16 protein-coding genes are annotated in these 24,485 nt (G+C 60.3%); 4 read left to right on the top strand and 12 right to left on the bottom strand.

The features are described 5' to 3' along the window. Positions 1-76: 76 nt before the first annotated feature. The 9 genes from MSKU9_RS17270 to MSKU9_RS17230 all read right to left on the bottom strand — a co-directional run bounded on the left by MSKU9_RS17270 (position 77) and on the right by MSKU9_RS17230 (position 17,996). Complete coding sequence (locus tag MSKU9_RS17270; protein WP_227002574.1) at positions 77-814, bottom strand: hemagglutinin repeat-containing protein; 738 nt, start codon at positions 812-814, stop codon at positions 77-79. A gap of 113 nt (positions 815-927) precedes the next feature. Then, positions 928-1,338, bottom strand: coding sequence for a hypothetical protein (locus tag MSKU9_RS17265; RefSeq protein WP_141262590.1), 411 nt, complete (start codon positions 1,336-1,338; stop codon positions 928-930). Between the two features lie 492 nt (positions 1,339-1,830). Continuing rightward, entirely contained in the window at positions 1,831-2,259 is a 429-nt protein-coding gene (locus tag MSKU9_RS17260; RefSeq protein WP_141262589.1) for a hypothetical protein, read from the bottom strand. A 1-nt stretch (position 2,260) separates the two neighbouring features. Beyond that, entirely contained in the window at positions 2,261-12,367 is a 10,107-nt protein-coding gene (locus MSKU9_RS17255; RefSeq protein ID WP_141262588.1) for a beta strand repeat-containing protein, read from the bottom strand. After that, complete coding sequence (locus tag MSKU9_RS17250; RefSeq protein WP_141262587.1) at positions 12,367-14,103, bottom strand: ShlB/FhaC/HecB family hemolysin secretion/activation protein; 1,737 nt, start codon at positions 14,101-14,103, stop codon at positions 12,367-12,369. Before MSKU9_RS17250 ends, MSKU9_RS17255 begins: the two co-directional genes overlap by 1 nt. A 29-nt stretch (positions 14,104-14,132) precedes the next feature. Next, entirely contained in the window at positions 14,133-14,786 is a 654-nt protein-coding gene (locus MSKU9_RS17245; RefSeq protein WP_141262586.1) for an invasion associated locus B family protein, read from the bottom strand. 842 nt (positions 14,787-15,628) lie between these two features. Next, positions 15,629-15,898 (bottom strand): hypothetical protein, encoded by a 270-nt coding sequence (locus MSKU9_RS17240; protein ID WP_227002572.1) that lies wholly within the window; start codon positions 15,896-15,898, stop codon positions 15,629-15,631. Between the two features lie 366 nt (positions 15,899-16,264). After that, positions 16,265-17,059, bottom strand: a complete 795-nt coding sequence (locus MSKU9_RS17235) for a dienelactone hydrolase family protein (protein ID WP_141262585.1) — start codon at positions 17,057-17,059, stop codon at positions 16,265-16,267. 358 nt (positions 17,060-17,417) lie between these two features. Further along, on the bottom strand, positions 17,418-17,996 hold the full coding sequence (locus MSKU9_RS17230; RefSeq protein WP_227000510.1) for a TetR/AcrR family transcriptional regulator: 579 nt from the start codon (positions 17,994-17,996) through the stop codon (positions 17,418-17,420). A gap of 135 nt (positions 17,997-18,131) precedes the next feature. Here MSKU9_RS17230 and MSKU9_RS17225 point away from each other — a divergent pair, with 135 nt between their 5' ends. Next, positions 18,132-19,115 (top strand): SDR family NAD(P)-dependent oxidoreductase, encoded by a 984-nt coding sequence (locus tag MSKU9_RS17225; RefSeq protein WP_141262591.1) that lies wholly within the window; start codon positions 18,132-18,134, stop codon positions 19,113-19,115. A gap of 533 nt (positions 19,116-19,648) precedes the next feature. On the opposite strand, the gene MSKU9_RS17220 is transcribed toward MSKU9_RS17225, so the two are convergent. Then, complete coding sequence (locus MSKU9_RS17220; RefSeq protein WP_141262583.1) at positions 19,649-20,545, bottom strand: AraC family transcriptional regulator; 897 nt, start codon at positions 20,543-20,545, stop codon at positions 19,649-19,651. A gap of 221 nt (positions 20,546-20,766) precedes the next feature. On the opposite strand from MSKU9_RS17220, the gene MSKU9_RS17215 reads away from it, so the two are divergent. Then, entirely contained in the window at positions 20,767-21,681 is a 915-nt protein-coding gene (locus MSKU9_RS17215; protein WP_141262582.1) for an SDR family oxidoreductase, read from the top strand. A 5-nt stretch (positions 21,682-21,686) separates the two neighbouring features. Then, a complete protein-coding gene (locus tag MSKU9_RS17210; RefSeq protein ID WP_141262581.1) occupies positions 21,687-22,046 on the top strand; it encodes a hypothetical protein in 360 nt (119 codons plus the stop codon). A 69-nt stretch (positions 22,047-22,115) separates the two neighbouring features. On the opposite strand, the gene MSKU9_RS17205 is transcribed toward MSKU9_RS17210, so the two are convergent. Both MSKU9_RS17205 and MSKU9_RS17200 read right to left on the bottom strand, forming a co-directional pair. Further along, on the bottom strand, positions 22,116-22,604 hold the full coding sequence (locus tag MSKU9_RS17205; protein WP_141262580.1) for a hypothetical protein: 489 nt from the start codon (positions 22,602-22,604) through the stop codon (positions 22,116-22,118). A 2-nt stretch (positions 22,605-22,606) separates the two neighbouring features. After that, positions 22,607-23,236, bottom strand: coding sequence for an HD domain-containing protein (locus MSKU9_RS17200; RefSeq protein WP_141262579.1), 630 nt, complete (start codon positions 23,234-23,236; stop codon positions 22,607-22,609). Between the two features lie 115 nt (positions 23,237-23,351). Here MSKU9_RS17200 and MSKU9_RS17195 point away from each other — a divergent pair, with 115 nt between their 5' ends. Further along, complete coding sequence (locus MSKU9_RS17195) at positions 23,352-24,323, top strand: GlxA family transcriptional regulator (RefSeq protein WP_227002570.1); 972 nt, start codon at positions 23,352-23,354, stop codon at positions 24,321-24,323. Positions 24,324-24,485 lie beyond the last annotated feature (162 nt).

The raw sequence follows: 24,485 nt of genomic DNA, 5'->3' as shown, positions 1-24,485 counted from the left end.
GAAAACGCTTCGATTTGTTACTCATGAATATCTCTTACCTCACGGGTCTTGCTGTCTCCACAAAACCCGGGGCAATTCAGTCTGACAGGCCGGCTTTCAGGCCGATAAAGCTGGAATCGCTGGTCTGGGAATCCTTCGCGACATTGCTGAGGGCATTGAACGAAACCGACGACCCTGAAACATTCAGGTCCTTCGCCGCCTCAAGCCCGGACACGTTGATCGTGACCGGACCACCCGCCGCAACGGTTACGTCTCCGCCCGTTGACCCGATTTCGCTGGAGGTCCAGGTCGTGCTGCTGTCATTGGCGGTCTGGCGCGATTTGCCAAACCCAACCTCGAACCCGGCGCCGCTGGTGCCCACGAACAGGCCGCTTTTCTCCTGGCTGTAGGCAGACTGCGCCGTATCCTTCAGCGCGTTTTCGGTGAATGTTCCACCGGCCTGGAGCGTGACATTGCCGCCGCCTGCAACCGTACCCGCCACGGACATGTCCCTGCCCGAGACCATGGTGACGTTGTCATTGGCCGCCACCGTGCTGCCGACCTGGTCGGTTGAACTCTCGCTTGAAGTCGTGGTCGTCCTGTTGAGGAACCCGTGTTCAACCGTGCGGGTATAGGAAGACTGACTGTCGGTGACCGCGTTGAGGTTCACGTTGCCCGTCGCCATCAGCGTGGCCGACTTCCCGGCCGCAACCGTCGCCCCCGCCAGGGTGAGGTCACCCCCAAGGGCGGCCGCCGTCAGGTTCCCGCCCGTGCTGATCGACGCCCCGAAATTCTCCGTCTCGGCCGCGCGATGGCTGTAATCATGCTGCTCGATGTCCTGCGACGCGCTCGCCGCAACGGAACCCAGCGTGATCCCCTGCTCCGCCTGAACCGGTTGCCAGAAAGAATATCAGGAAAAGGAATGAGGGATTTCCTCGTCAGGCCCACCTACCAGAGGGACGGTCCGTGTCGCCACGAAGAGGGATAATTCCAGCGATGCTGCAGCGTGACTGACGTTGTCTGGTCAGGCAGGGTCCTGACTTCCTTGACGGCAATATTCTTGCTGCCGATCTCCGTAACCGCGTACCAGACGCCGACAGGCAGGTTAGAGAATATAAACTGCCCATCCGCTCCGCATGTGACATGCCGAACAAAGGGCTCAACATCAGCAGAAGCAACTTTTGGCCCGGTCATCACAGCATAACGGAACATATTGTCCACAACAGGATCAGACGCCGGACTTTGCGGCAGCAACTGCACATCGTGTCCGGCACAGGTCAGTTCGTGCCCGTTGCCAACAGCAAATTGCATATTTCCTCCCTGCAGGGTGGGGTAACTCCGGTGGTCAAAAAGACGCATGGATGCGGATCCGGCAATCGTTGCCGTGCCTTCTTTTGTAGACCACGACATATCCTGCGCACTAACGGGCGCCCGCATGGAATCAGGATATGGGTGACAGCCCACAACAAAAGTGCATATAATAAGTATGACAATGTTCTTCATAATTAAATAATAACACATTATATTTTCATTTTGGTTAAATTAATAAATATACAAACAACATAATATTATATGCCGCACGCGTTAATAATTATCATTCAACATTTAGTGTGACAATTACATCTGGTAGGTTTAATCTCTCACGCTCTAGCCGGTTTCCTCTTGCGTTCACGGGCCTACCTTGAAATTTCACTAATATCTCTTACGACAGGTATTGGATCCTCAAACACGTTTTTGTTTGAAGAAATTTCTCTTTCGGTAATAAGGTCACTATTTTTTAGAGGTATTACATCAACACAAAACGTCATTTGATGAGTTATTCTCATTTTAACGATATATATTCCATATTATTCATTCGGTGAAAATAGACATAACCCGACCAACATCGCTAGATCTTTTATACATATTTAATATGACCTTCAAAATATATGACATTATCTCGCTGACCTCTTCTTCTGTCCAGCCATCAAAAGAAATTTCATATGCCACGCAATCATTTTTTATTTTCCACGAGACAAATAAATCATTCCCCTTTCCCCGCCAAAATTGGACATTTCGGATATTTTTATTATCAACTGCATATAAAAACTCGTCTATTTTTTTTTCTTTTGCGTCCATATGGCCTATAAATTTCCAAACCAACCGCTCCCCATCATGATAACTAATAATTTCTTTCTCCGAATTGCATAAAGAGAACCCGATTTCGCAAAGAATTTTGGCCATATCACGGAATGTTTCAGAAATAGACCCTAACAGCTTTATCTCGCAATTTAACTTCATTTTATTTATCCATAAATGTTTTAACGTTTCTTTTCCCGAGTATTTTCCCGGCACGAATTATTACTTCTTTTGGCGTATCCATTGAAAAGTATGCCATCGCAGATACTCCTCTTTCTTCGGCAACCGCCTTGTATATTCTTAGAACTCTATCTAGTTTATCCAGATTTTTCGCTTTAGCTGGTCCGCCAACTGCAATCAAATCGCCATTTTTTGCGACAACATCAATGTCTGTCTTCCCATATTTTTCTGTAACAACAAGTTCTCCAGACACAGTCCCATCAACTATTCCAGCAACCTTACTTTCTCTTTCATCCCCCACTCTCTTCGCATGGTCGCCGCCGCGCTGCCTGTTAACACTCTCCTTGATAGATTCGTTATGTTTAGCGTTGTTCAGCCCTGCACCAACAATATCTGATTTACCGTCACTACTGGTAATAACTTCACCGTCTGGAGTTCTGATAGCCACTTCACCATCTGCATTTTTAACCCAGTCGTAGCCGGAAGGTAATATCGGCCGAGCGGCCCCTATGGAGTCATCGCCTAAAGCGATCCATCCACCGCCAGAAGCTGTAGTCTGTCCCGAAAGCCGATCAGTGATAGTATTTTTATCTAACGTAGAAGCTGAAACTTTCCCGCCCATTGTCTTGGTATAATCGACTATCTTGGTGTAATCGACCGGCCCGGGCGCCCCTAAAATGTAGATATCACTGCTGCCGTCCTTGGTGAACTCCAGTTCGCCGTGATCCGTGAACATACCAGTTGAACGAAATGTTCCTGCGCCAGGAATGTTAATGCCCAGATCTCCGATACCCACCCCCGAAACTACGGCATCCGGCGAATAATGGGCAACTCCCGGTCCAAACCGATCAGTCATTGCGACCTCGGCACCGGGATACTCGTTGGCCATATCGGGAGCAACCGTCAGCCCCCCCGAGGAATCAAGCCTCAGGATATTTTCTCGGTGCACCCGAGTCGTAGTATCCCATGGATTTGCAACGTCGGGTTCGACTGGCTGTGGTACGTCCGCACCGACGTTGTTTCCCGTGCTATCCCCCTTTTTAATCCCTGGCCCCATTCTCCAGTCGAGAGTCTCAAAGCCACCAGGTCCACCATCTTCGCCAAACCTGTCAGGCCGTAATCCTGATGACGTCGCATCTCCTGTGCCAGCCACGCTATCCTGCTTCGGCTGTATGTCGCGCGCGTCAGTTCCGACCGTGTCCCTGTCGTCAGCTCCCTCGCTGGCCATGTCATAGCCCAGCTTGGCCGTCCATGCCGCCGCCTGGGTGACCGTCTCGGCCTCATTGGCGAGCGCCAGGACATTGCTTTCCTTGCTGGCGTCAAAATCGTTGGTGATGGCCTGGTTGGCGGTGGACGGATCACGCGAGAGGGTCCCGGACGTGGCGCCCGTCTCCACAGTGATGTTCGAGCCGATCGCCGACTGGCTTTCCGTCCCATGGGAACCGGCTACCGCCGCAGCCGAAGCCATGGGAATGCCGTTATCCGCAAAACCCTGCGTCAGGGGCACCGAGTTGTCCTCGCCCGTATCTCCTCCACCCTGCATCGTGCTGGAGGAGAAACTGGCCGACGCCCCGGCATAATCGGAAACATTCTTCTCCCCGCTGGCCGTAAGGCTGCCTGTCGCAAGACTGTTGAGCGCCGACGCCGCCGTGCTCTCGATCACCCCGGCGTCAAGGCTGGTATTGCCTGCAACGGCAATGTTGACACCACCATTGCCAGCATGGATCCCCGATAGCCCGCTGGCTTCCGTCGAGGCGTAGGTATCACCGAGCGCGCCGCCCGAGGCGTTGACCGAGAAGCCCTTCTCGCCCCCCACCCCGTAGACCGGAATCGCAAAACTGAACCCGCCACTTTCCTGATTGCTGGAATAGCTCGCCGTGTTCTGCGCCGAGGTGATGTCCAGACTTCCCGTCGTCACGTCCACGGATCCACCCGAGACCTTTGCCCCGTCCAGCGTGGTCGCGCCTCCAGCATTGTTGACGGTCACGTTGTCCGTGCCCGTCACCGTGCTATCAACCTGCGTGGCGCTCCGTGCATCACTCTGCGCATGGGAGCCGCCGACCTGGCCGGTAACACTCACGCCCCACTGGGCATCCGCGTTCAGCGACGCCGTCGCCCCGATAAAGGCGGACTCCGAAGACTGGCTGGACGTGGTGTGCGTGGTGTCCTGCCCGGACTGCAGCGTCACGGTTCCCGGCGCGTTCAGGGTAACCGTCTGCCCGGAAAGCTGCGACGCCGTGGCAATGATGTCACCGGCATTGCTGTCGGTGGTACCACCCCCGGCCCCCGTCGCCGTGACCGTCAGGCCATCGCCGGCAGCGGCCGTCGACCCCTGCACCGTCGTCGTGGTGGAACTTTCGGCCTGCCGGTCATGCGAGAACCCGACCTCGGCGCTTACCCCGACCAGTTCGACCTCGCCGCTCTTGGCGTTCTCACTCAGGGCCTTCGCGACAGATATACCGGCCGTAGCACCACTGATTCCGGCCGAAGCCGCATCCAGCGTCCGGTTCCCGGTATCCTTGTCATTTGCCGCCTGCGCAGCACTCAGCGCCATGTCGGCCACCTGGCCAACCACGGAATTGTCCGACAGGCCGGCTTTCAGGCCGATAAAGCTGGAATCGCTGGTCTGGGAATCCTTCGCGACATTGCTGAGGGCATTGAACGAAACCGACGACCCTGAAACATTCAGGTCCTTCGCCGCCTCAAGCCCGGACGCGTTGATCGTGACCGGACCACCCGCCGCAACGGTTACGTCTCCGCCCGTTGACCCGATTTCGCTGGAGGTCCAGGTCGTGCTGCTGTCATTGGCGGTCTGGCGCGATTTGCCAAACCCAACCTCGAACCCGGCGCCGCTGGTGCCCACGAACAGGCCGCTTTTCTCCTGGCTGTAGGCAGACTGCGCCGTATCCTTCAGCGCGTTTTCGGTGAATGTTCCACCGGCCTGGAGCGTGACATTGCCGCCGCCTGCAACCGTACCCGCCACGGACATGTCCCTGCCCGAGACCATGGTGACGTTGTCATTGGCTGCCACCGTGCTGCCGACCTGGTCGGTTGAACTCTCGCTTGAAGTCGTGGTGGTCTTGTTCAGGAAGCCGTGCTCGACCGTGCGGGTATAGGAGGACTGGCTGTCGGTGACCGCGTTGAGGTTCACGTTGCCCGTCGCCATCAGCGTGGCCGACTTCCCGGCCGAAACCGTTGCCCCCGCCAGGGTGAGGTCACCCCCAAGGGCGGCCGCCGTCAGGTTTCCGCCCGTGCTGATCGACGCTCCGAAATTCTCCGTCTCGGCCGCGCGATGGCTGTAATCATGCTGCTCGATGTCCTGCGACGCGCTGGCCGCAACGGAACCCAGCGTGATCCCCTGGCCTGCCACAAGCGTGGTATCGCCCAGCGCGCTGAGCGACCCGCCATCAAACGTGATGTCCTTCGCCGCATAGATCTGGGCATCGCCCCCCGAGGTGATGGTGCCCTGCGCGCCCAGCGACTGCGCCTTTCCGCCATCGACCATGAAGGTGTTGAGCTGGTCCTCATTGACAACCGAGCCGTTCAGCGCCGCCAGCGCCACGCTGCCACCCGACAGCGTCCCGCCCGCATTGACGATATCCCCGCTGGTCGCGGTCAGCGACAGCGCGTTGCTGGCGTTGATCGTGCCGGTATTGTTGATGCTCGAGCCGGTCAGCGACACGTTGGTGGCCGAGATCTCCGCCCCGTCGGAAAGCGTCGCCTGGCCCGGGGCCAGATACAGCTTCGGCGCCAGAACGGTCCGCCCGTCCACTGTCTCGGGCACATACCAGACGATGTTCTGCGTCAGCGCCGCCTGCTGGCTGGCCGTCAGCGCCACGCCAAAGGTCAGGTCAAGCGCATTGGATTCCGAGACCGCGTTGTCGAGCAGCAGTTCCATCTGCTCGTTGGCCGTCTCGTAGCTGCTGCCCAGGAAGGTCTGGCCCGTGGACGCCACGATCTGCTGCTGGATGAACTCGGTATCGAAATACGAATCCCCCAGGAACTCGTAATCCGCCGTGTTGTCGCCCAGCCGGTTGACCAGGTACTGCGAGCCGTAGAAACCGCTGAAGGTCGCGTATTTCGGGTTGGTCTCGATCAGGTAATGCGCGCCGGGGTCCGGATCGGCGATGAACAGCGCGCTGCCGCCCGGAATGGCCGAGATCACCGTCGGGATGGTCGGGTCGCTGCTGGTGGCAAAGCCCGGCAGCGTCATCGCCGCTTCCTGCGCCGTGGCCGAGGCCTTCACCTGCGCGGTCTCGACCCCCTGATAGGCCAGGGTACCACCCGCCGTGGCGGGCGCTGCCGCACCGCTCCGCGTGCCGGTCGCCCCCGCGACCCCGGTGCTGACATCCGCCAGGGCCGCCGTCGTCCCGCCGTTCAGCGCGGCGTCAGCCGCAACCCCGGATGCGGCAGACGCGGCGGCGACCGGAGACAGGCCACCCGGCGTCTCGCCGGTATAGGTGGTGTATTCACTGGAACTCGCGTTGGCGATTTCCGTCTGGTTGTTGATCGTGCCCGTGAAGGTGCCGGTGATATTGTCTTTTGCAACGATGGTGCCGGTCGGGCCGTAATAGGTCTCGCTCGATCCCCATTTTTCCTTGGGTTCAGGGGCCGCTGTCCAGTAGTGGCCGACCGTAATACCAGCAATTTTCTTCTTGTGCCTTACGGCCGAGGTCGAACCGCCCGTGAAAGCAGGATCGGACTCGCGGGTCCAGCTACAGCCATAAAAGGCCTTGCACGTAACGTAGAAAGCGTGCTGCACCGCATAGCCGATATTGTCGAGGCTGCCCCCGCTGAGGTTGATGTCGCGCCCCGCCGCAATATGGCTGGCGTCATTGACGATGCCACCCGTCGTGGTGATATCGACATCACGCCCGGCCGAGATCAGGGAAGCGGCGTTGTTGAGCGTGGCACGCCCGCCATCTTCCTGCACATAGATCGTGCCCCCCTGGGAGTGACCGACAAGCTGGCCCGTGCCCTGCACGCCGGTCGCCGTGTCCAGCAGGCCTGCCGGCACGGGAATATCGACATTGCTGCCGCCGCCATAACTATGGCTCCACAGCACGGTGTTTTTGACGACCGTCACCCCACCCAGAACATCATTGGTGACCGTGCCGGCGTTGATCAGGATATCCCCGCTGGCGCTGTCAGCAACAATTTCGCCGGAGCGGTTGAACACGGCGGTGGCCGCCCCGCTGGCACCGTTGCCGATCCCGATCGACCCGTTCTCCGACAGGATGGCCCCGAGCTGGTTGGTCAGGGTGCCGGGCAGATCCAGGGCCACCCCGGCCGCGCCATCAATGAGGCCGGTATTGGTGATCGCCCCGCCCGAGGATACGTCCAGCAGCCCGCCTTCGGCCATCAGGGCGCCGTTATTGGTGACCGATGCCGCCGTGACGGTGGCATTGCCCCCGGCCAGTACCCCGCCACCGGCCTCGGCCGTGTAATCGCCCCCGACCCGCAGCAGCGTATCGCCACCGGACTGGAACAGCGTGCCACTGTCGAGCCCCCCGGTGAGCGTCACGGCCAGCGTGTTCCCCGCGACCAGTTGCGCAGCGCCACCTGGCGAGGTCGTATCAAGCGAAAGATTGCCCGCCGCCTGCACCACACCGTCCGTATCGCTGAACCCGGTCATGGCGCCGCCGCCGGCATTCGCAAGCGACAGGGTATTCTGGCCGGAGCGTTCGATCACGCTGCCGCCGTCATTGTCCAGCCCGGCCGCCACCAGGGTCAGGTCTCCCCATGACTGCAGCGTGCCGCCCGCGTTATTGATGCTGACGGCAGCCTGCGTGCCACCGGCGGAGACCAGCAGGCTGCCATCGGCCGCGTTGACCAGCCCGCCCGACCCGTTGGTCAGGCTATTGGCAACCAGCGTGATATCCCTGCCTGCCTGAAGCGCGCCACCGTCATTGGCGACCTGCGCCATCGCGCCACCGCCTGCGTTGCGGACATCCAGCGTGCCGCCGGTGCTGACGATCCGGCCGCCGCTGGTGTTATCGAGCGACGCCGCCACCAGCACGACATTACCCGCGCCCTGGATCGCACCACCTTCATTGCCCACGACGCCAGTCGTGGTGACGCTCACAGTGCCCGCACCCGAGATGACCGCGCCGGATGTGTTGGTCAGGCTGGTCCCCGAAAGGGCGACCGCGCCATTGCCCCCGATCCGTCCATCGGTATCGTCGATCGCGCCGCCACTCTTCAGTGTCACGCCCTGCGTGCCATAGACCAGACCGGAATTCGACACGGAACCGGACAGGGTTGCGTTCATCTGATCAGACGCGACCAGCGTTCCGGTATTCGCAAGGGAGGCCGCATTGAGGTCCACCAGACCGGCCAGCGCACCGATCTCGCCACTATTGGTCACGCCCTGCGCCGCGAGCGTCACATCCCCCTGCGAGACCAGCGTGCCGCCATTGGCCAGGGCGGCCTGCGTCCTGGCGTTCAGGGTCGCACCACGGCCTTCGGCCTCAATCCGCCCGGCATTGGACAGACCATCGCCGCTACCCGTTCCGGTCAGGACGAGGTCAAGCACGCCGTTTTCGGTCGCCACCAGCCCGCCTGACGCGGTCGTCAGGCCAGCCGCCGTGAGGGTCAACCCCTGCCCGCCCACCAGCGTGCCCGCAACATCCATGTCGCCCGCCGCCACCACGGACAGGTCCTGACCGGCACTCATGACGCCTGTGGCATCATCGGACCAGGTCCCCGTCACCAGCGACAGGTTCCCGGCCGCCTTGACCGCGCCACCGGCGTTCGAAAAGGCCAGGGCGGATGCGGGCGCGCTGTCGGCGTCCAGCGCGATGTTGCCATCGAGTGCGAGGATGCGGCCGTTATCATTGCCGATCGTACCGGCCGCGATCGAGACATTTCCGGCCGCCTGGATGATGCCGCCCGAAGTGTTGTCCAGCGTTGTCATCAATGTGGCGGGAGCCCCTGCGGAGAGCGTGACGTTGCCGTCCACGCTGACCAGGGTGCCAGCGGTGTTGGCGAGGCTGGCCGCCGCAATGGTCAGATTGCCGCCCGCCTGCACCGCGCCGCCGCGGTTATCAAGGGCGGTCAGCGGCGTCGTGGCGTTGCCGTTGCCAATCCCGATGATGCCCCCTGCGAGGATCGTGCCGGCTTCGTTATCGAGACCTGCGGTGGAAAGCGCGAGGCTGGACCCGGCTTGGATCGTGCCATTGTCATTGGCGACCTGTGCCGCCGTCAGGACCAGCGCGCCCGCATCCCCCGTGCCGATGGTGCCGCCCGGATTGGACGTTGTGCCCCCGGTTCCAAGCGTCAGCCCGGTCGCGCCATACAGCGTGCCGGTATTGAGCAGGTCATCCGTCGTGGACACGTCAAGGCCCGCCGCAGTCGCGATCAGGCCGCTATTGGTCAGATCCGCCGCCGAAAGCGTGCCACCGCCACCAAGGGAAGCGATTTCGCCGCTGTTGAACAGGGAACCGGCCGTGACAAGAGTCTGGTTCCCCTGCGAGATGATCGTGCCCGTGTTGGCGAGCGACGTCGCATCAACCTTCAGGACACCGGCGGCATCCGCGTCCTCGATGGCGCCAGCGTTGGACAGGGCAGGCGATGCCGCATTCCCATGGACGGCAATCGTCGTGTCCCCGGCCAGCGCACCAATGGTACCCTTCGCGCCATTGACCAGGCTGGCCGCCGAAAGGGTCAGCCCGTTACCCGCCGTGATCGCCCCTTCATTATCGGCCGCCCCCGTGACCGACAGGTCAAGCGCGGTTCCTGCCTGAAGGGCAGCAGATGTGTCGCTGGCGTACTGGCCGGTCGTAAGGGTCAGCGCGCCACCCGCCTGGACCGCGCCATCCGTATTGGTGAACAGCCCCTGTCCCGACCCATTATCGGTGATGGCAACAGAACCGGTTTTCCCGACCAGGCCACCGGATGTATTGTCAACGCTCACCGCGCTGATCGTGAGATCGCGACCGGCCTCGACCAGACCGGATGCGTTCGTCAGGTGGTCAAGGGCCGCCCCCGTCGCATCGCGCGCAAGGCTGACGGATGTCCCGCCAAGAACCGTCCCGCCGGTATTGTCCAGCGCGGTCGTCACGATGGACATGAGGGTGGCTGCCTGCAGCCAGCCGTTATTATTGGCGACACTGGCGGCATCAATGTTCAGGCCACCATCCGTCACGATGATCCTGCCACCGGTATTGTCGAGGCTGGCGGCGGCAAGCTGCACCATGCCCGTATCACTGCCAAGCTGTCCGCCCCTGTTGGACAGCGCGCCACCCGCCGCAAGGCTCAGGCCGGCTGCCCCGTACAGCGTCCCCGTACTGGTCGCCGTACCGGCCGTGCGCACGCCAAGCGTGCCGGCGGCAAGGATGCTGTCACTATTGGCCAGCGTGGCGGCGTCGATCGTCAGGCTGCCCGATGCCGACCGGGATTTTATGATCCCCGTATTGGCCAGACCACCAGTCCCCGCCGCATTGAGGGTAAGGTTGCCCCCGGTGGCGATCAGCAGGGCGGATGATCCGTTGGCGATGTGGTCCGCCGTCACGGTCACGCCCGTGCCGCCACCCAGCGTGCCTTCGTTATCGACCGCCCCCGTGGCGGTAACGGCAAGGGCCTGCTGCGCCGTCAGCGAAGCCGTGGTGTCGGACGTATAGCTGGCCAGCGCAGCAGTCAGGCTGCCACCCGCCTGGATGGCCCCGCCATTATTGGTGACGGCCTGCGCCGACAGCGTCATGTCACCCGACTGGTCGAGGATCTTCCCGCCCGTATTATCCAGCGCGCCCACGACGGCAATCGAGGCCTGCCCGGTCGTGCTCGATATCTGGCCACCGGCATTGGACAGCGTGCTGCCGCTGGCGAGCGTCAGGCCCGCCTTTGCCGCAATCGTACCGGTATTGGCAACGGCCCCTGCCCGGGCAGACAGGCTGCCACCGGATGCGCCAATACCGCCGCTATTGTTCAATGCGCCCGCAGCCGTCAGCGAGAGCGCGCCTGCTCCAGCCGTTACCGTCCCGCTATTGCCGATCGCAGCGGCCCGGGCCGACAGCGTCGTGCCGGCACCGATGCTGCCGCTATTTTCAAGGACGCCGCCGGCCGCCAGCTGCATCCCGCCACCCGACTGCAGCGTTCCGCCATTGGCGACCTGCCCCCCCACCTGGGCCTGTACATTACCCGAGGCGGTCATGGAGCCATTCAGCACAAGGTCGCCAGCATCGGTGAGCGTCATGTCCCCGGCATTCGCCGCCATGGTGCCGTCCACCCGCACGCCGGCGCCGGCCTCGTTGACCACCATGTAGATCCGGTTGGCGTACATCCCGCCAAGGGCCGCCGTATCGATCGCGAATTCCGGTGCGGCCGTCCCGTCGGACGCCAGCGGATGGGCCGCGTTGGTGCCGTAATCAACCCGGTTGCGCCCGGCCACGATATTGGCCGTCTCCGCATTGACCTGCGCCTTCAGGGTCACCGAACGCGACAGGATGTCGAGCACCGGCACGGTAGTGAAGTCACCGCCCTTGCCCTCAAAAGTAATGTTGCCGCCCCGGACCGCGATGTCCTTCAGGTGCCCCGTCGCATCCATCTCCGGCGTGCCGGTGGCCAGCGTCACCCGGGCGGTGTTGATGAACCCGCAGCCGGCACAGGTAATGCCGTTGGGGTTGGCCACCACCACCGAGGCCTGGTGCCCCGCCACTTCCGTATAGCCCAGCATCAGGGTCGGCAGGTTGCCGGTCACCTCGTTGAGAATCAGGCTGGCGGCATGGTCATGCAGGTTCTCGTTGCCATAGACCACGCCGCCGATCTTCGTTTCGGTGGCCGTGGTGGCGTTGTTCAGGATCACGCCGCGTTCGGGCACGCCATATTCGAGAAAGTCGTTATGCGACACGCCCGCCGCATTCGGGGTGGCGATATTGACCTGATCGATACCGTTCTGGGTCTTGTCCAGCGTGGGTTCAGGGCCACCGGCATGGGGATCGACCACGATCTGCGGCTCGGCCTGCTGCGCCGAGGCCATGGAAACCGTCGAGGCCAGAAACAGGGAGGCCGCTGCAAACACATGCACGCAGCGCTGGAAAAGGGTCGGACCCGCAATGGTATCGGGCGCGGCAGTCCTGCGGCGCGTCTTCATCAGATCTTCGCTCCAACCTGAAACAGCGTGATCAGCCCTTCCGAGGGAAGCGGGCCGGTGTAAATTGAATGGGTCAGGGACACGTTCCAGAAGAACGGCCCCGTGGTCCTGCGCAGCCCCAGCCCGCCGCCCGCCATCTCGCCGCCCCTGAGCGCGGGCGGTGTGGAGGACGAGGCAAAGCCCGCGCGCACGACGCCGACATCAAGAGCGGCGTAAAGCTGGGTGCCCTCGATGACCTGATGGCAGATGAAGGCAAACTTCCCGCATTTCAGGCCTTTGGTGGGCAGCTGCCACGAGAAGTCGTTGCGCATGTAGCCGCCGTCATTGCCCAGCAGGATCTGTTCGAGGAAGCCGCGCACCGAATAGGGACCACCCACCTGCAGTTCATTGGTGGGGAACTGGTCGCGCGTGCTGTATTCGCCGTGTAGCGTGGTGTGCCACAGCACGCCGCGCGTGAGCGGCTTGTAGCCGTCGATATCCAGCGAAGGTTTGAGGTAGGAGGAATGCGGGTCCTGCCAGCCGGGACGGGTGAAGTTCGACCACGTGCCCGCGCCGTCCACCGCGACCTTGAGGCCACCGGTGATGTACCACACCCCGCCCCAGCCCTTGAGCGATTCACTGACCTGCACGTTGACGAAGGCCTGCCGTGCCGTCTCGGTGTCGATCACCGTATGGTTGATCTCGGAACCGAACGACTTGCGCTCGTAGCTGGCCTGGAAGGTGGTCACCCCGATGCGGTTGCGCAGCAGCACCCGCGAGATGCCCAGCCTCCAGTCCCGCCGGCCGCCGCCAAGGTGGTAGATGTCGCTGAGTGTCGCGAGCGGATAGTCATCCTGCGAATGCCACCACGACCCGAACACGGTCCAGTAGCCGAACGGGATCGAACCGTTGACCGACAGGTAGGACGTGCCCCGCTGCCCGGCATGGCCGACAAGTGAATGGTCGTATTCCACCGACCACAGGTCCAGCAGCCCCAGCGGATTCTCCGCCGTCAGCATGGCATGACCCGTCTCCTGCCCGGTGATCTGCTGGCCGTAATTGTCGAACCAGACCTGGCCATGCAGCACGCCACGCTTTGGCGCGGTCACCACCACGGTGGAGGAACCCGGTTTGCCGCCGGGTGCAATGCGCATGCGCGCGCCCCAGTGGCTCAGCCGGTTCATGTCCTCGATCCCCTGCTCCAGATCCCGCAGGTTGAGAATTTTCCCGTGCAGGCCGGGGAAGGCCATGACGGTCGCCAGCCGGGTCGGACGGCCCTTCAGCGCGACGCCCGCCAGCTTCCCTTCGATCACCACGATCCGCAGATGCCCGCTGGAAAGTTTCTGCTCCGGCAGGTAGGCCCGCGAGGTGATGAATCCCTGGCGGATATAGGCGGCATTGAGCGCGTTGATCAGCCCGTTGAGATCGCGCACCGCCATGCAGGTGCCGATATGCGGGCGGGTGAGCGCATCCGTCGTGCCGCGCGACAGGTGCTGCGCGCCCTCGACCGTGATGTCATGCACCGTAACGCAGGTCTTTGACGCCTGCGGCAGGGCAGCCGGCTTCTGCACCTGGATGTCGTTTGACGGTGGCGGCAGCGCGTCAAGCTGCTCCTGGTGCTGCTCGAAGCGCTGGAACTGGTCCTGCGACGAGCCCGGCCCCGCCGGCATCACGCCGCCGGGCAGGCCAGGAACCTGGGCCATTGCCACACCGGGCAGGACCATCACGGCTGCGGCCGCCCCCAACTGCCAGCGCATCATGCGCAATCCGGACTATGCCGCCTGCGTCAGGCAGGCGCTTTCTGGCTGGACCAGGTCTCGATCGCGCCAAAGGCGTCGGAGAAGTGGCTCATGTCGTAATTGATGGTGACCGTCCCACCGCCCTGCGCAGGCACGCGGCTGACGCGGATATGCCCGGTCTTGCCCGCCTTCAGCGCCGCGATCATGGCTGGCGTCGCCTGCAGTGTGGACAGGCACCCCGACGCATTACACACCAGATAGGGCAGGCTGACCGGCTTGCCGTTATCCATCGACAGGGTCGCAGGCTTCGTGAGGTCAAAGCCCAGCGGGGTCATGATGCTCAGCTCGTAGGGACGCGCGGTCATCGCCACCCTGTCGGTCGCGGCACGCGCCACGATCACCATGCCCAGCGGCACGGTCTTGCCCTGCTGCTGCATGCTCAGCTGCTGGGCCGCCACGCACAGCGCGGCCGCGCGCGTCGTGGGCGCATAGGTGCAGTTGGCCTGCCAGGCGCCAAAATTCTGCTGCGTGGTGATCGGCGACGGCTGGGCCGGGGCCTGCGGCGCACCAGCCGTCCCCGCAGACCTTGCAGGCGCTGGCGTGGCTGCCGGAGAAGGAACCGATGCCGTACCCGCCGCATGGGCAGTCCCCGTTAGGACCGCAGAAAAAAGAAAAGCACTCGCCACGGCCCTGAACTGCATCAGTACCCCCCTGAACGGTCAGCCTGACCGGCAATAACCGGTCGGTCCTGCATTGAATGGAACGTCGCCTTGAAAACGACATATTTCGTCATTCATGGATACAGTTTGACATAGAAGACGGCAACAGAAGAATTCATTCAACTAGCGGTTGAATAACGGCCTGTTCTATACATTTTATAAGAAACTCCCCTGATATAATCAGGGAGACTGTCTGGTATCCCTCCCTCTTTATTATATAGAATAACTGTTATTTACATAATACTCAGTTGCCATGACACCCGAGAGACGCGGAAACGACTCCGTGGAGAGCCATGCCCTGGTGACAGAGGCACCAGCACCAACGCCGGGGCTGCGGACGGGCAGCTCAGCCAGGCGGGCCGTGATATCCTGAAACAGGCGCGTGATAACACCTTTTGCACTGAGGCGGCCTCCTTGTCGGGTAGCCTGCCGAATACGACACCCGGACCTGTGTCCAGCGGTGCATGGAGAGATTTGTTCACCGTCGTAGAAATAGGCAGGGCGCGGCTATGCCTCATGCAAACACGTCATCATCCGCCCGACGCCAGGGCGGGCAGGAGGCGCACACCTGTCATCCTTCCCCGGCCATTGCACAGGACAGGCGGGAGGAAAGGATGGATGCATGACGGTTGCACAAAACAGGCCAGCCCATGAAATCATGGATACGGACGTCATGATGGTGGCCTTTCTGTGCGCATACGGCTGCCGGGCGTCAGGAAACGGGCCCGCCATCACATTGGCCGATGCGTCGAGGCGGGCCTTGTGGATGATGCCGCCTTCTGAATGCGCGTCAGTCACCAGCTCGATGGCCTGATGGGTAAAGGCTATGTTTTTTCCCGGACGGCAGTAACGACACAGCCGGATATATTGACGCCGATGCGGATAGCATCGTCAAGCTGCCGGCCTACGCCGCTTTGAAGAACGGCGGAGCCATACATTGCCCCGTCAATTTTGCGGCATATGCTCCAGACCGGGCCAATCAGGTTCATGGCGTGAGCCAGCCCTTCCACATCGTGACGGTCGAGGTTGCGGATAAACTCGCGAGGATCAACCTCCTCTATATACAGGCTCTGTCCCGGCATCACGAAGACCATATGAGGCTCCGGATGGGACAGGCGTGCAGTGGACTTGTTCCAGATGGGTGCCGCAGACGGAGCGGCCACCACGACCGATGATCACGTAGCCGCAACCCGTGACCACTGGACCGCGCCTGTTCATGGTGCACGAACTGGTCACGCCAAACGGCGATCCCCCACACGGGACCGTTGACATCGATAGCGGGATCAAGGGCCGTCCGGCTCCATACAGACGCAGGATTTTCTGCAAACCCTGCGTCTTTGCACCGGCCCCGGATGTGAAACGGAAATGCACGAAGCCCTCGATGGCCGCATTGCAGCGCATATGCCGCGGCATATCGCATCGCTCCATCGGTATGGTGCGTTATTCCATGTGCCGGAGCCTCAATGGGCGGAGAAACTTTCATCAAGCCACGCGCGCATCATCATCGACGACCAGGCATCCGCCTGCGCGTCGTACCGGCACAGGCCGGTTGCGGCCGTTGCCTCCTTTTCGGTGAAGCAGTGGACCGCATGACCGATGGCCAGAAACTGCCACGGGGCGGGACTGCCGCGCATTTCGGTCAGGAAGGCATCAAACTGGGGGCTGGTCGTGGTGTCGTCCGCCCCGTTCATGACCAGGACGCGCGCCCGGATCGCGTGCGCCAGGGCGGGGTCGTCCGTCGACAGATTGCCGTGGAACGCAACCACGGCGGCAATGTCCGCGCCGGACCGGGCAAGATCAAGCACCGCCGCCCCGCCGAAGCAGTAGCCGATGGCGGCAAGGCGGGTCGTGTCGATCGGTGCCTGCGATGCAAGCGTCCTGAGCTGCGTCAGGGCAAAGGCCGCCCGACGACGCATCATGGGACGGTCAGACAGCAGAGGAGCAACGGCGTCACGTGCGCCGGCAGTGTTCTTCGGGCGGATCGTGGCGCCATACATGTCCGTCAGCAGGACCACGTAGCGTTGCCCCGCGACGCCTTCGGCCTTGCGGATGGCATTCGCGTTCAGGCCAAACCATGCAGGAACCATCAGCAGCGCCGGCCGCCGCGCGGTCGTCGCGTCGTCATAGACGAGGACGCTGTCATAGCGCGTGCCCTCGAATGTCCATGAGACTGGCCTGTCGACCATGCGCGCACTGGCGTGCCCGGCAACAAGAGACGGCAGTGCAGCGATGACGATATGACGCAAACGGATCATTGAGGTTTTCCTTCCGGGCATCAAGGCAGTGGGAGAGGTTACCGCATACGCCGTGTGCTTCTTCGACACGACGAGGTGAAGTCATCATGCAAACGGAGCGCCAGGACGCAATGACCGCTTTCGGAAATCTCCATGGCGACCGTCACCCTCAATATCGTGCAGCGTATCGCGCGGTCCGGCCCTGACCACGTCCTGCACCGCGGCGCCGGGATGGGGCCTGTCACATGCCGCGGGCCCGCTTTCGGTTTCAGCGGCTTTTACGGCGGCATTCGGTCTGCTCTATGTCTTCCGCGGCCTGCTGCTTCTGGCGACGTTCCGGCTGCCAAAGGACATGTCACGCCGCCCCTGGCCGTCACCCTCATCCTTCGGGACGCGACCCTGCAATCAGAACATCAACAAGGCGTTTCGCCCGTGTTTCCCAGCCGGGGCCTGTCGCGTAGTTCGAAACACCACCGAGAGCGCACAGCAGGTCTACCGGTTCAATGTCAGGGCGGATGTCACCACTTTCCATGGCGCGGGCGACAAGCCCGTCAATCGCAGCGGTAAGAACGGTGCGGGAGTCCGCATAGATCGCGTCCGTTCCGCCCAGGAGGCTGTTGAGCGCGGGGGCGATCACCTGCTTGGTCGCGATATAATCCACGAACAGGTTCAGCCACGCACGCAGCGCTGCCACGGGCGGCTGTGTCCCTGCCAGATGGGTGGCTGCTGCGGCGAGCCTGTTCAGTTCATCGCGATAGACCGCCTCGATCAGGGCATCGCGGTTGGCAAAATGTCGATAAAGCGTGCCGATCCCCACACCGGTACGCCGCGCGATCTCATCGAGGGGAATGTCGATTTCGCCTGATCCAAAGGCGCTCCTGGCCGTTTCCAGCAGGCGTTCGCGATTTTTACGTCCATCGCTGCGTGGCCTGCGACGGCGCGTCTGGTCCTCTTCCACGTCTTTCCCTCTTGTTAAACGGATGGATGCTCCGTATATAAATAAGCGGAGCATGCTTCCACATAACTCCCCGGGCGCTCTTTCCGCAAGGAAATGGCGCTCCCTTCATGCTGGAGGCCTATCATGGCACAGACTATGACACAGCAGTTTGGCGCAACATCCACAACCGAGGATGTCCTGCACGGCGTCTCCCTTGCCGGCAGGCGCGTTCTCGTCACCGGCGTTTCAGCAGGGCTTGGTGTTGAGACAGCCCGTGCACTGGCAGCCCATGGGGCCACGGTCGTGGGCGCCGTACGCAACCTTGCAAAGGCGGAACACGCCACCACACAGGTCCGCGCTGATGCGGAAAAAGGCGGCGGATCGTTTGAACTGCTTGAACTTGACCTCGCGGATCTTGCAAGCGTTCGCGCTGCCGCGGACCGTCTGAATGCGGCAGGCAAAGCGTTCGATCTGGTCATTGCCAATGCGGGCGTGATGGCCACCCCCTTCGGCCATACGAAAGACGGGTTTGAAACCCAGTTCGGCACCAACCATCTGGGGCATTTCGTGCTGGTCAACCGGATTGCCGGCCTGCTGCGGGCAGGCTCGCGTCTGGTCAATCTTTCCTCCGCCGGGCATCGTTTTTCGGATGTCGATCTCGCCGATCCGAACTTCGCACACACGCCTTACGATCCATGGGTTGCCTACGGCCGGTCAAAGACCGCCAATATCCTGTTCGCGGTTGCTTTCGATGCCCGGCATCGGGCTCAGGGTATACGGGCCACTGCCGTTCACCCTGGCGGGATCATGACGGAACTGGTGCGCCACCTGCCACAGGGCGAACTTGAAAAAATGGTGGCGCAGATCAACGCGCAGGCTGCTGCTGACGGCAAACCGCCCTTTGAGTTCAAAACAATCCCACAGGGCGCCGCGACCTCGGTATGGGCTGGTGTTGTTGCAGACGCCAATGCGGCAGGCGGGCATTATTGCGAGGACTGCCACGTCGCACAGGTCATTCCCAATGACGCGCCCAAAGGACTGCTTGACGGGGGTGTGCGTGCCTATGCTGTCGATCTGGCACATGCCGAGGCCTTGTGGGCAAAAAGCGAAGAAATGACTGGAGAGCGGTTTACGTCATAATTTCCATCAGCGTTCCATCCTGATCTGAAAGAAACCTGCGGTCCACCAGGTCAGGCTCCCCTATGAATGAACTAACAATTTCCTGCCTGTCGATCCGCCTTACATGCCCGGTAGATCGACAGGTTGCGTTTCCTTTGTCACCCCTCAGGCTGTATTTTCCTGGCCGGCAGGAAGGCACCGATATCGACGTCATCAAATAATGGTTCTGCTGCAGTGATCTCCGTCCTTTAGCCGGACATCAGGGAAAAGGCGGCCAGTATTCCTCGAACATCAACGATCCTGTGGATTTTTGTGGTCAGTCAGCCACGGGACGGCCTGATCAACGACCGGGAATGTCGCACTACGGAATACCAGCACGGTAAGGCAACAGGCGGGTGGCTGTTCGCGGGGGCATCAAAGTGGTTACGCTGTAAGCGAGAATGCTGCCTGCCTGCTGATTTTATTTAGCAGACAGGCAGATGAGCGAGGAAAGCCTGTAGTTCCCGACACAGGAAATCTGATACGGACAAACCTTCGCATTCGCTCCAGCATAGTCAGATGATAAAGGACCGGAGTTCCATCACGTCCCGTTTGGGCGCTATCCCGAACCTGCGAACATAGTCCCGACTAAATTGCGACGCGCTTTCGTAACCAACTTCAAACGCCGCGCGCGAGACATTGACATCCTCTGATACCATGAGGCGGCGCGCCTCAAGCAGTCGCAACTGCTTTTGATACTGGAGCGGCGTCATGGACGTCAGTGTCTTGAAATGCTGATGGAAGGACGAGAGGCTCATGCGTGCAACGGCAGCAAGATGCTCGATCCGCACCGGCTTTGTAAAATTCGCGCGCAGCAGATGAATGGCTTCCGCAACCCGTTGCAGGTGACTGTCAGGCAGGACGAGTTTACAGACTTCACCCGCATGGGGTCCGGTCAGAAGCCAGAAACAGATTTCCCGCATGATCGCAGGCCAGAGGACCGGAGGCGCCATCGGATTATCGAACAGCCGTATGAGCCGCCGGACGCAGTCGGCCAGATCTTCAGAAAGTTCGGCGACGAATACTCCAATTCCCTGATCATTCGACGGTAAAGGTGGCTGCGTCAGTTGTGTCATGACCTCACGAAGGATACCTGCATCCAGATCCAGGGTGATGCCAATATATGGGCATGCGTGACTTGCCTGCGTCACACGGCTGAGAGCGGGCATTTCGACGCTAACCAGCAGGAAGCCCATGGCGCCATACGCGAAGATGGCGTCGCCAAACTCTACCTCCTTCGCGCCCTGAAGGGTAATACAGAGTGATGGTTTGTAAACCATGCCATTCGGTGACGTCTTTCCGCTCAGCCTGATGATATTCAGGCCGTCGAAAGACGTCGTGAAAAGCCCGTCTGTGCCACAACCCCGCCCGTCCAAATAGCAAGTTACAGCCCTGGCGAGAGATGAAGACATTTCTTGCTCCAGCCAAAATTCCAACAGTTCCCATCTACACGCGGCTCATCGTCTGAGCCAGAGCATTACAGGATCGGGCAAGAAATTTGAGAGTTCGGGCATTCGTCCTGTCGCCGTGTACGCCTAAATATGGGGTATCTGCCGGGATCAATGGCGCGCTGCCGTCGAAATACCGGCCTCCTCTCCCCGAAGAGAATTCCTTGCTGATACAGGAGCCCAACATGAGAAAATGGACGACATCAAACATTCCAGACATTCGCGGGCGCTCATTCGTCGTGACCGGGACGGGCGGCCTCGGGTTTGAGGATGCGCTGGCGCTCGCGCGCGCCGGAGCAACGGTCATTCTCGCCGGACGAAACCCCGGCAAAGGCGCGGACGCCGTTGCCCGGATAAAAAGGGAAGCGCCCAAAGCTTCCATCAGCTTTGAGGTTCTTGATCTGGCTGATCTTGCGTCAATTGCCGCGTTTGGTGAACGTCTGCGCAGCCAGAACGACCATCTCGACGTGCTGATTAACAATGCAGGGGTGATGATGCCCCCCACACGCAAACTCACCCCGGATGGTTTCGAACTGCAGTTCGGAACCAACTATCTCGGGCACTTCGCACTGACCGCGCATTTGCTATCCCTGCTTCGCAAGGGTCGCAATCCGCGCGTTGTAACGCTCTCCAGCATCGCGGCACGTGACGGCCGGATCGCATTTGATGACCTTCAGGCTACACATGATTATAAGTCCATGCCGGTTTACAGCCAGTCCAAGCTGGCCTGCCTGATGTTCGCACTGGAATTCCAGCGTCGCAGCGAAGCCGGACATTGGGGGGTAACCAGTATCGCCGCCCATCCTGGTATTTCGCGGACAGACCTTCTTCCTAATGGTACTGGCGCCTCAAGCATCTTCAGCATCGCGCGACGGGTATTGTGGTTTCTTTTCCAGCCAGCTGCCCAGGGCGCGCTGCCGACCCTTTTCGCCGCAACGTCACCCGAGGCAAAGGGGGGCGGCTATTATGGCCCCGACAGACTGAGCGAGACGCGCGGATATCCCACCGCCGCCAGAATACCCCCCGCCGCACTCGACCGGGAGGCTTCAGCCCGTCTGTGGGATATTTCTGAAAAGCTAACCCATGTGCGCTTCGGATAAGCAACATGCACAGGACTTTGCTGCTTGCCGCCTACATCTGGCTGACCTTCAGTGGAACACTACATTTTCTCGTCGACGTCGTCTCACAATACGTGCGCCACAAGCGTGTACCGGGACCGGAGACAACCCTGTATTATGGCCTCAATACGTCATTTGCACTCGGCCAGGTTGTCTTTGGTCTCCTCTGCCTCTGGCTGACGTGGCAGGTGCCAGCACTCGGTGATCAAAGAGCGGTCACAGCGATATCATTTGCCGCTGCCGCAGGCTGGATTGCGATCACGTTCACCTTCATGCGTTATTGGGAGCCGAAGATGAACATTTTGGTGTTCCTGGTCTTACTGGCTGGTGCGACCCTTATTCGCTGAAAGTCAGGTGCAGCACACATCACGCTCGTGATCGGGCAATAAAAATGTCGACAAGTCGCTTTGTACTGGTCACCCGGTCGGTCCGGCAGAAGAATTCGAAACGCCCGCCAGAGCACGCACCAAATCAAGCGGCGCAATATTGCCGACGGACAGAACGCGGCCCGCACTCTCGACGCCAAGGAGGTTCCGGCCGGCTTCCGTCCCGAACAGACCGTGCCGGACGCCGGTATCCATGAAGTTAACACAGGCCGCCACCATATCGACCAGAATCTCACCGGAACCTGGTACCAGGTCGGGTTTCTCGACTGGAGAGAGAGCGAGAGAATTTCTGGACCTCCCGGTTCGCGCATTACGGTTGCGGATGACCGCGGATCCACGATCGGGCAGGGTCAGGTGATGGATCTGTCCGGTCGGCACGCTCGCGCCGTTGACGGCCTGATGGATTGCCTCGAAACGCACCAGCACGAATGTCATGAAGACCCGCACCCAGACCTGCACGACGTTGTGTTTGCCGTGTATTTCAGGATCACCAGAGCTGTCGTTATACAATAACCACATTATCACCCGCTCCAATGGGAACGACGGATAACGCTGCAAAAATTGCCTCTGTGGAAATGCGCATCCTTGTCAGCCAGGACGTCGGCTTTCACGTTACCAAATGTTGTTTCTGGCTTATGTTTGATACCCTCGTAGAACGCCTGAATAATGTCTTCCTTGAAATGCGGTGTACGAGGAAATGCCCTGACGACCGTGTCTCGTTCAATAGCCGTATATTCATCATAGGTAAGCCCGAGGACATCCATTTCCACACCTGCAGTCACGAGAGCGACAATCGGATGCATATGTTTGGGGATGCCGGGCGTGGTATGCAGTGCAATCGCCGTCCAGACCAGGTCAATATCCTGCGGAGCAATCCCACGACCGGAAAGAAACGCCTTCGCCGCGTTGGCTCCATCCACTTCGAAACGCTCATGGGGACTGCTGTAAGCCGCCATTAATCCAAGATCGTGAAACATGGCCCCCGCGTAAAGTAGCTCACGATCGAAATTCAGGCCTCTGTGTGCACCGGCAAGGGCACCGAACATATAAACACGGCTGGAATGGTTGAACAGAAGCTCTGTTTCGGTGTCGCGCACGAACTCGGCAATCTCTTTCACCAGTTTGCTGTCGGGTATCTTGATGGTGGGCATCGGTTTGCCTTTCCCTGTATGTCTGCCGGAATCATATCTTTTGGATACAATGTCTCCTATGATCGTGTGACGACGGAACAAGACATTTTACGTCATGGCTGGACACAGAAAGAACATGCGCAAAATTGGCATTCTAGCGCTCCCCGGTGCACAGATGCTGGATATTTCAGGTCCACTGGATGTGTTCGCAGAAGCCAATATCCAGATCGGCTATAAAGCGTATGCTCTTTTTGTCGTGGGTGTCTCTGACCGGCCGATTGAATCCTCATCTGGAATGCGGTTTCTACCGGACTGTACAGTAGATGATGCTTTCGATCGGTTCGATACCCTTCTTGTTGCCGGTGCGCCGGGTTTGAAAAACACCCGTTATGAAGCGAAAATTGTCGACTGGATTGGTCGTGTCGCACCAAATTGCCGTCGTTATGGCTCCATCTGTACGGGCGCGTTGCTCTTGGGGGCATCAGGTCTTCTTGATGGTCGGCGAGTGACGACCCACTGGGCCGTAGTCGATCAACTTGCTCTGGCATGTCCTGCTGCAGAAATCGAGCCCGATGCGCTCCACGTGCGAGATGGACCGCTCCGCACAGCCGCCGGCGTGACTGCCGGCCTTGATCTTGCACTATCTCTGGTCGAGGAAGACTGTGGTCTGGCGCTCGCAAAAGACGTCGCGTCCCAGTTAGTCATGTTTTTCCGACGGCCTGGAGGTCAGTTGCAGTTCAGCAGACGGGGTGAAGTCAGACCTGCCGGACGCTCGGTCATCCAGGATATTCAGAGATGGCTCATTGCTCATCCGGACGAAGACGCCCGTACGGCGACACTTGCGAACCGGTCGGGGCTCAGCGCGCGCCATTTCGCACGTATTTTCAGTCAGGAATTAGGCATGACCCCAGCTCGATGGGTCGAGCAGATCCGCATTGATCTTGCGCGTGGCAGACTGGAGGCCGGGGACTATCCCAAGCAAGTCGCTGTTGCTTTTGGTTTCAAGGACATCGACACATTTCGTCGCGCTTTTCAACGGCAAACGGGCATCACACCCGCAGTCTACCGACGACGATTTGGGGGAATGGATGAACAAACAGAGACATAAAAATGGCCAACGGTTATTCGGCCCAGAGGCATAGATCTATGTCATCCCCCACGACCGATAACGACGGAGCACATGCCCCTGGTCCAGGGACTATCCTGAATTTTGTGCGGTGCAGTGATAATCTGCTCGAAGAGGAGCCCCCGCATGAGCATTGATAAAGAT

This window comes from Komagataeibacter diospyri (assembly GCF_006538165.1).
Lineage (GTDB): Bacteria > Pseudomonadota > Alphaproteobacteria > Acetobacterales > Acetobacteraceae > Komagataeibacter > Komagataeibacter diospyri.
The sequence above is the reverse complement of the archived record's forward strand: the minus strand, read 5'-3'. Positions and strand labels throughout refer to the sequence as shown.

What these genes read in the sequence shown, in the direction of transcription:
- MSKU9_RS17265 (WP_141262590.1), bottom strand. Translation starts at nt 1,338, where the DNA reads ATGCGTCTTTTTGACCACCGGAGTTACCCCACCCTGCAGGGAGGAAAT.
- MSKU9_RS17260 (WP_141262589.1), bottom strand. Translation starts at nt 2,259, where the DNA reads ATGAAGTTAAATTGCGAGATAAAGCTGTTAGGGTCTATTTCTGAAACA.
- MSKU9_RS17255 (WP_141262588.1), bottom strand. Translation starts at nt 12,367, where the DNA reads ATGAAGACGCGCCGCAGGACTGCCGCGCCCGATACCATTGCGGGTCCG.
- MSKU9_RS17250 (WP_141262587.1), bottom strand. Translation starts at nt 14,103, where the DNA reads ATGCGCTGGCAGTTGGGGGCGGCCGCAGCCGTGATGGTCCTGCCCGGT.
- MSKU9_RS17245 (WP_141262586.1), bottom strand. Translation starts at nt 14,786, where the DNA reads ATGCAGTTCAGGGCCGTGGCGAGTGCTTTTCTTTTTTCTGCGGTCCTA.
- MSKU9_RS17240 (WP_227002572.1), bottom strand. Translation starts at nt 15,898, where the DNA reads ATGGTCTTCGTGATGCCGGGACAGAGCCTGTATATAGAGGAGGTTGAT.
- MSKU9_RS17235 (WP_141262585.1), bottom strand. Translation starts at nt 17,059, where the DNA reads ATGATCCGTTTGCGTCATATCGTCATCGCTGCACTGCCGTCTCTTGTT.
- MSKU9_RS17225 (WP_141262591.1), top strand. Translation starts at nt 18,132, where the DNA reads ATGACACAGCAGTTTGGCGCAACATCCACAACCGAGGATGTCCTGCAC.
- MSKU9_RS17220 (WP_141262583.1), bottom strand. Translation starts at nt 20,545, where the DNA reads ATGTCTTCATCTCTCGCCAGGGCTGTAACTTGCTATTTGGACGGGCGG.
- MSKU9_RS17215 (WP_141262582.1), top strand. Translation starts at nt 20,767, where the DNA reads ATGAGAAAATGGACGACATCAAACATTCCAGACATTCGCGGGCGCTCA.
- MSKU9_RS17210 (WP_141262581.1), top strand. Translation starts at nt 21,687, where the DNA reads ATGCACAGGACTTTGCTGCTTGCCGCCTACATCTGGCTGACCTTCAGT.
- MSKU9_RS17205 (WP_141262580.1), bottom strand. Translation starts at nt 22,604, where the DNA reads ATGTGGTTATTGTATAACGACAGCTCTGGTGATCCTGAAATACACGGC.
- MSKU9_RS17200 (WP_141262579.1), bottom strand. Translation starts at nt 23,236, where the DNA reads ATGCCCACCATCAAGATACCCGACAGCAAACTGGTGAAAGAGATTGCC.
- MSKU9_RS17195 (WP_227002570.1), top strand. Translation starts at nt 23,352, where the DNA reads ATGCGCAAAATTGGCATTCTAGCGCTCCCCGGTGCACAGATGCTGGAT.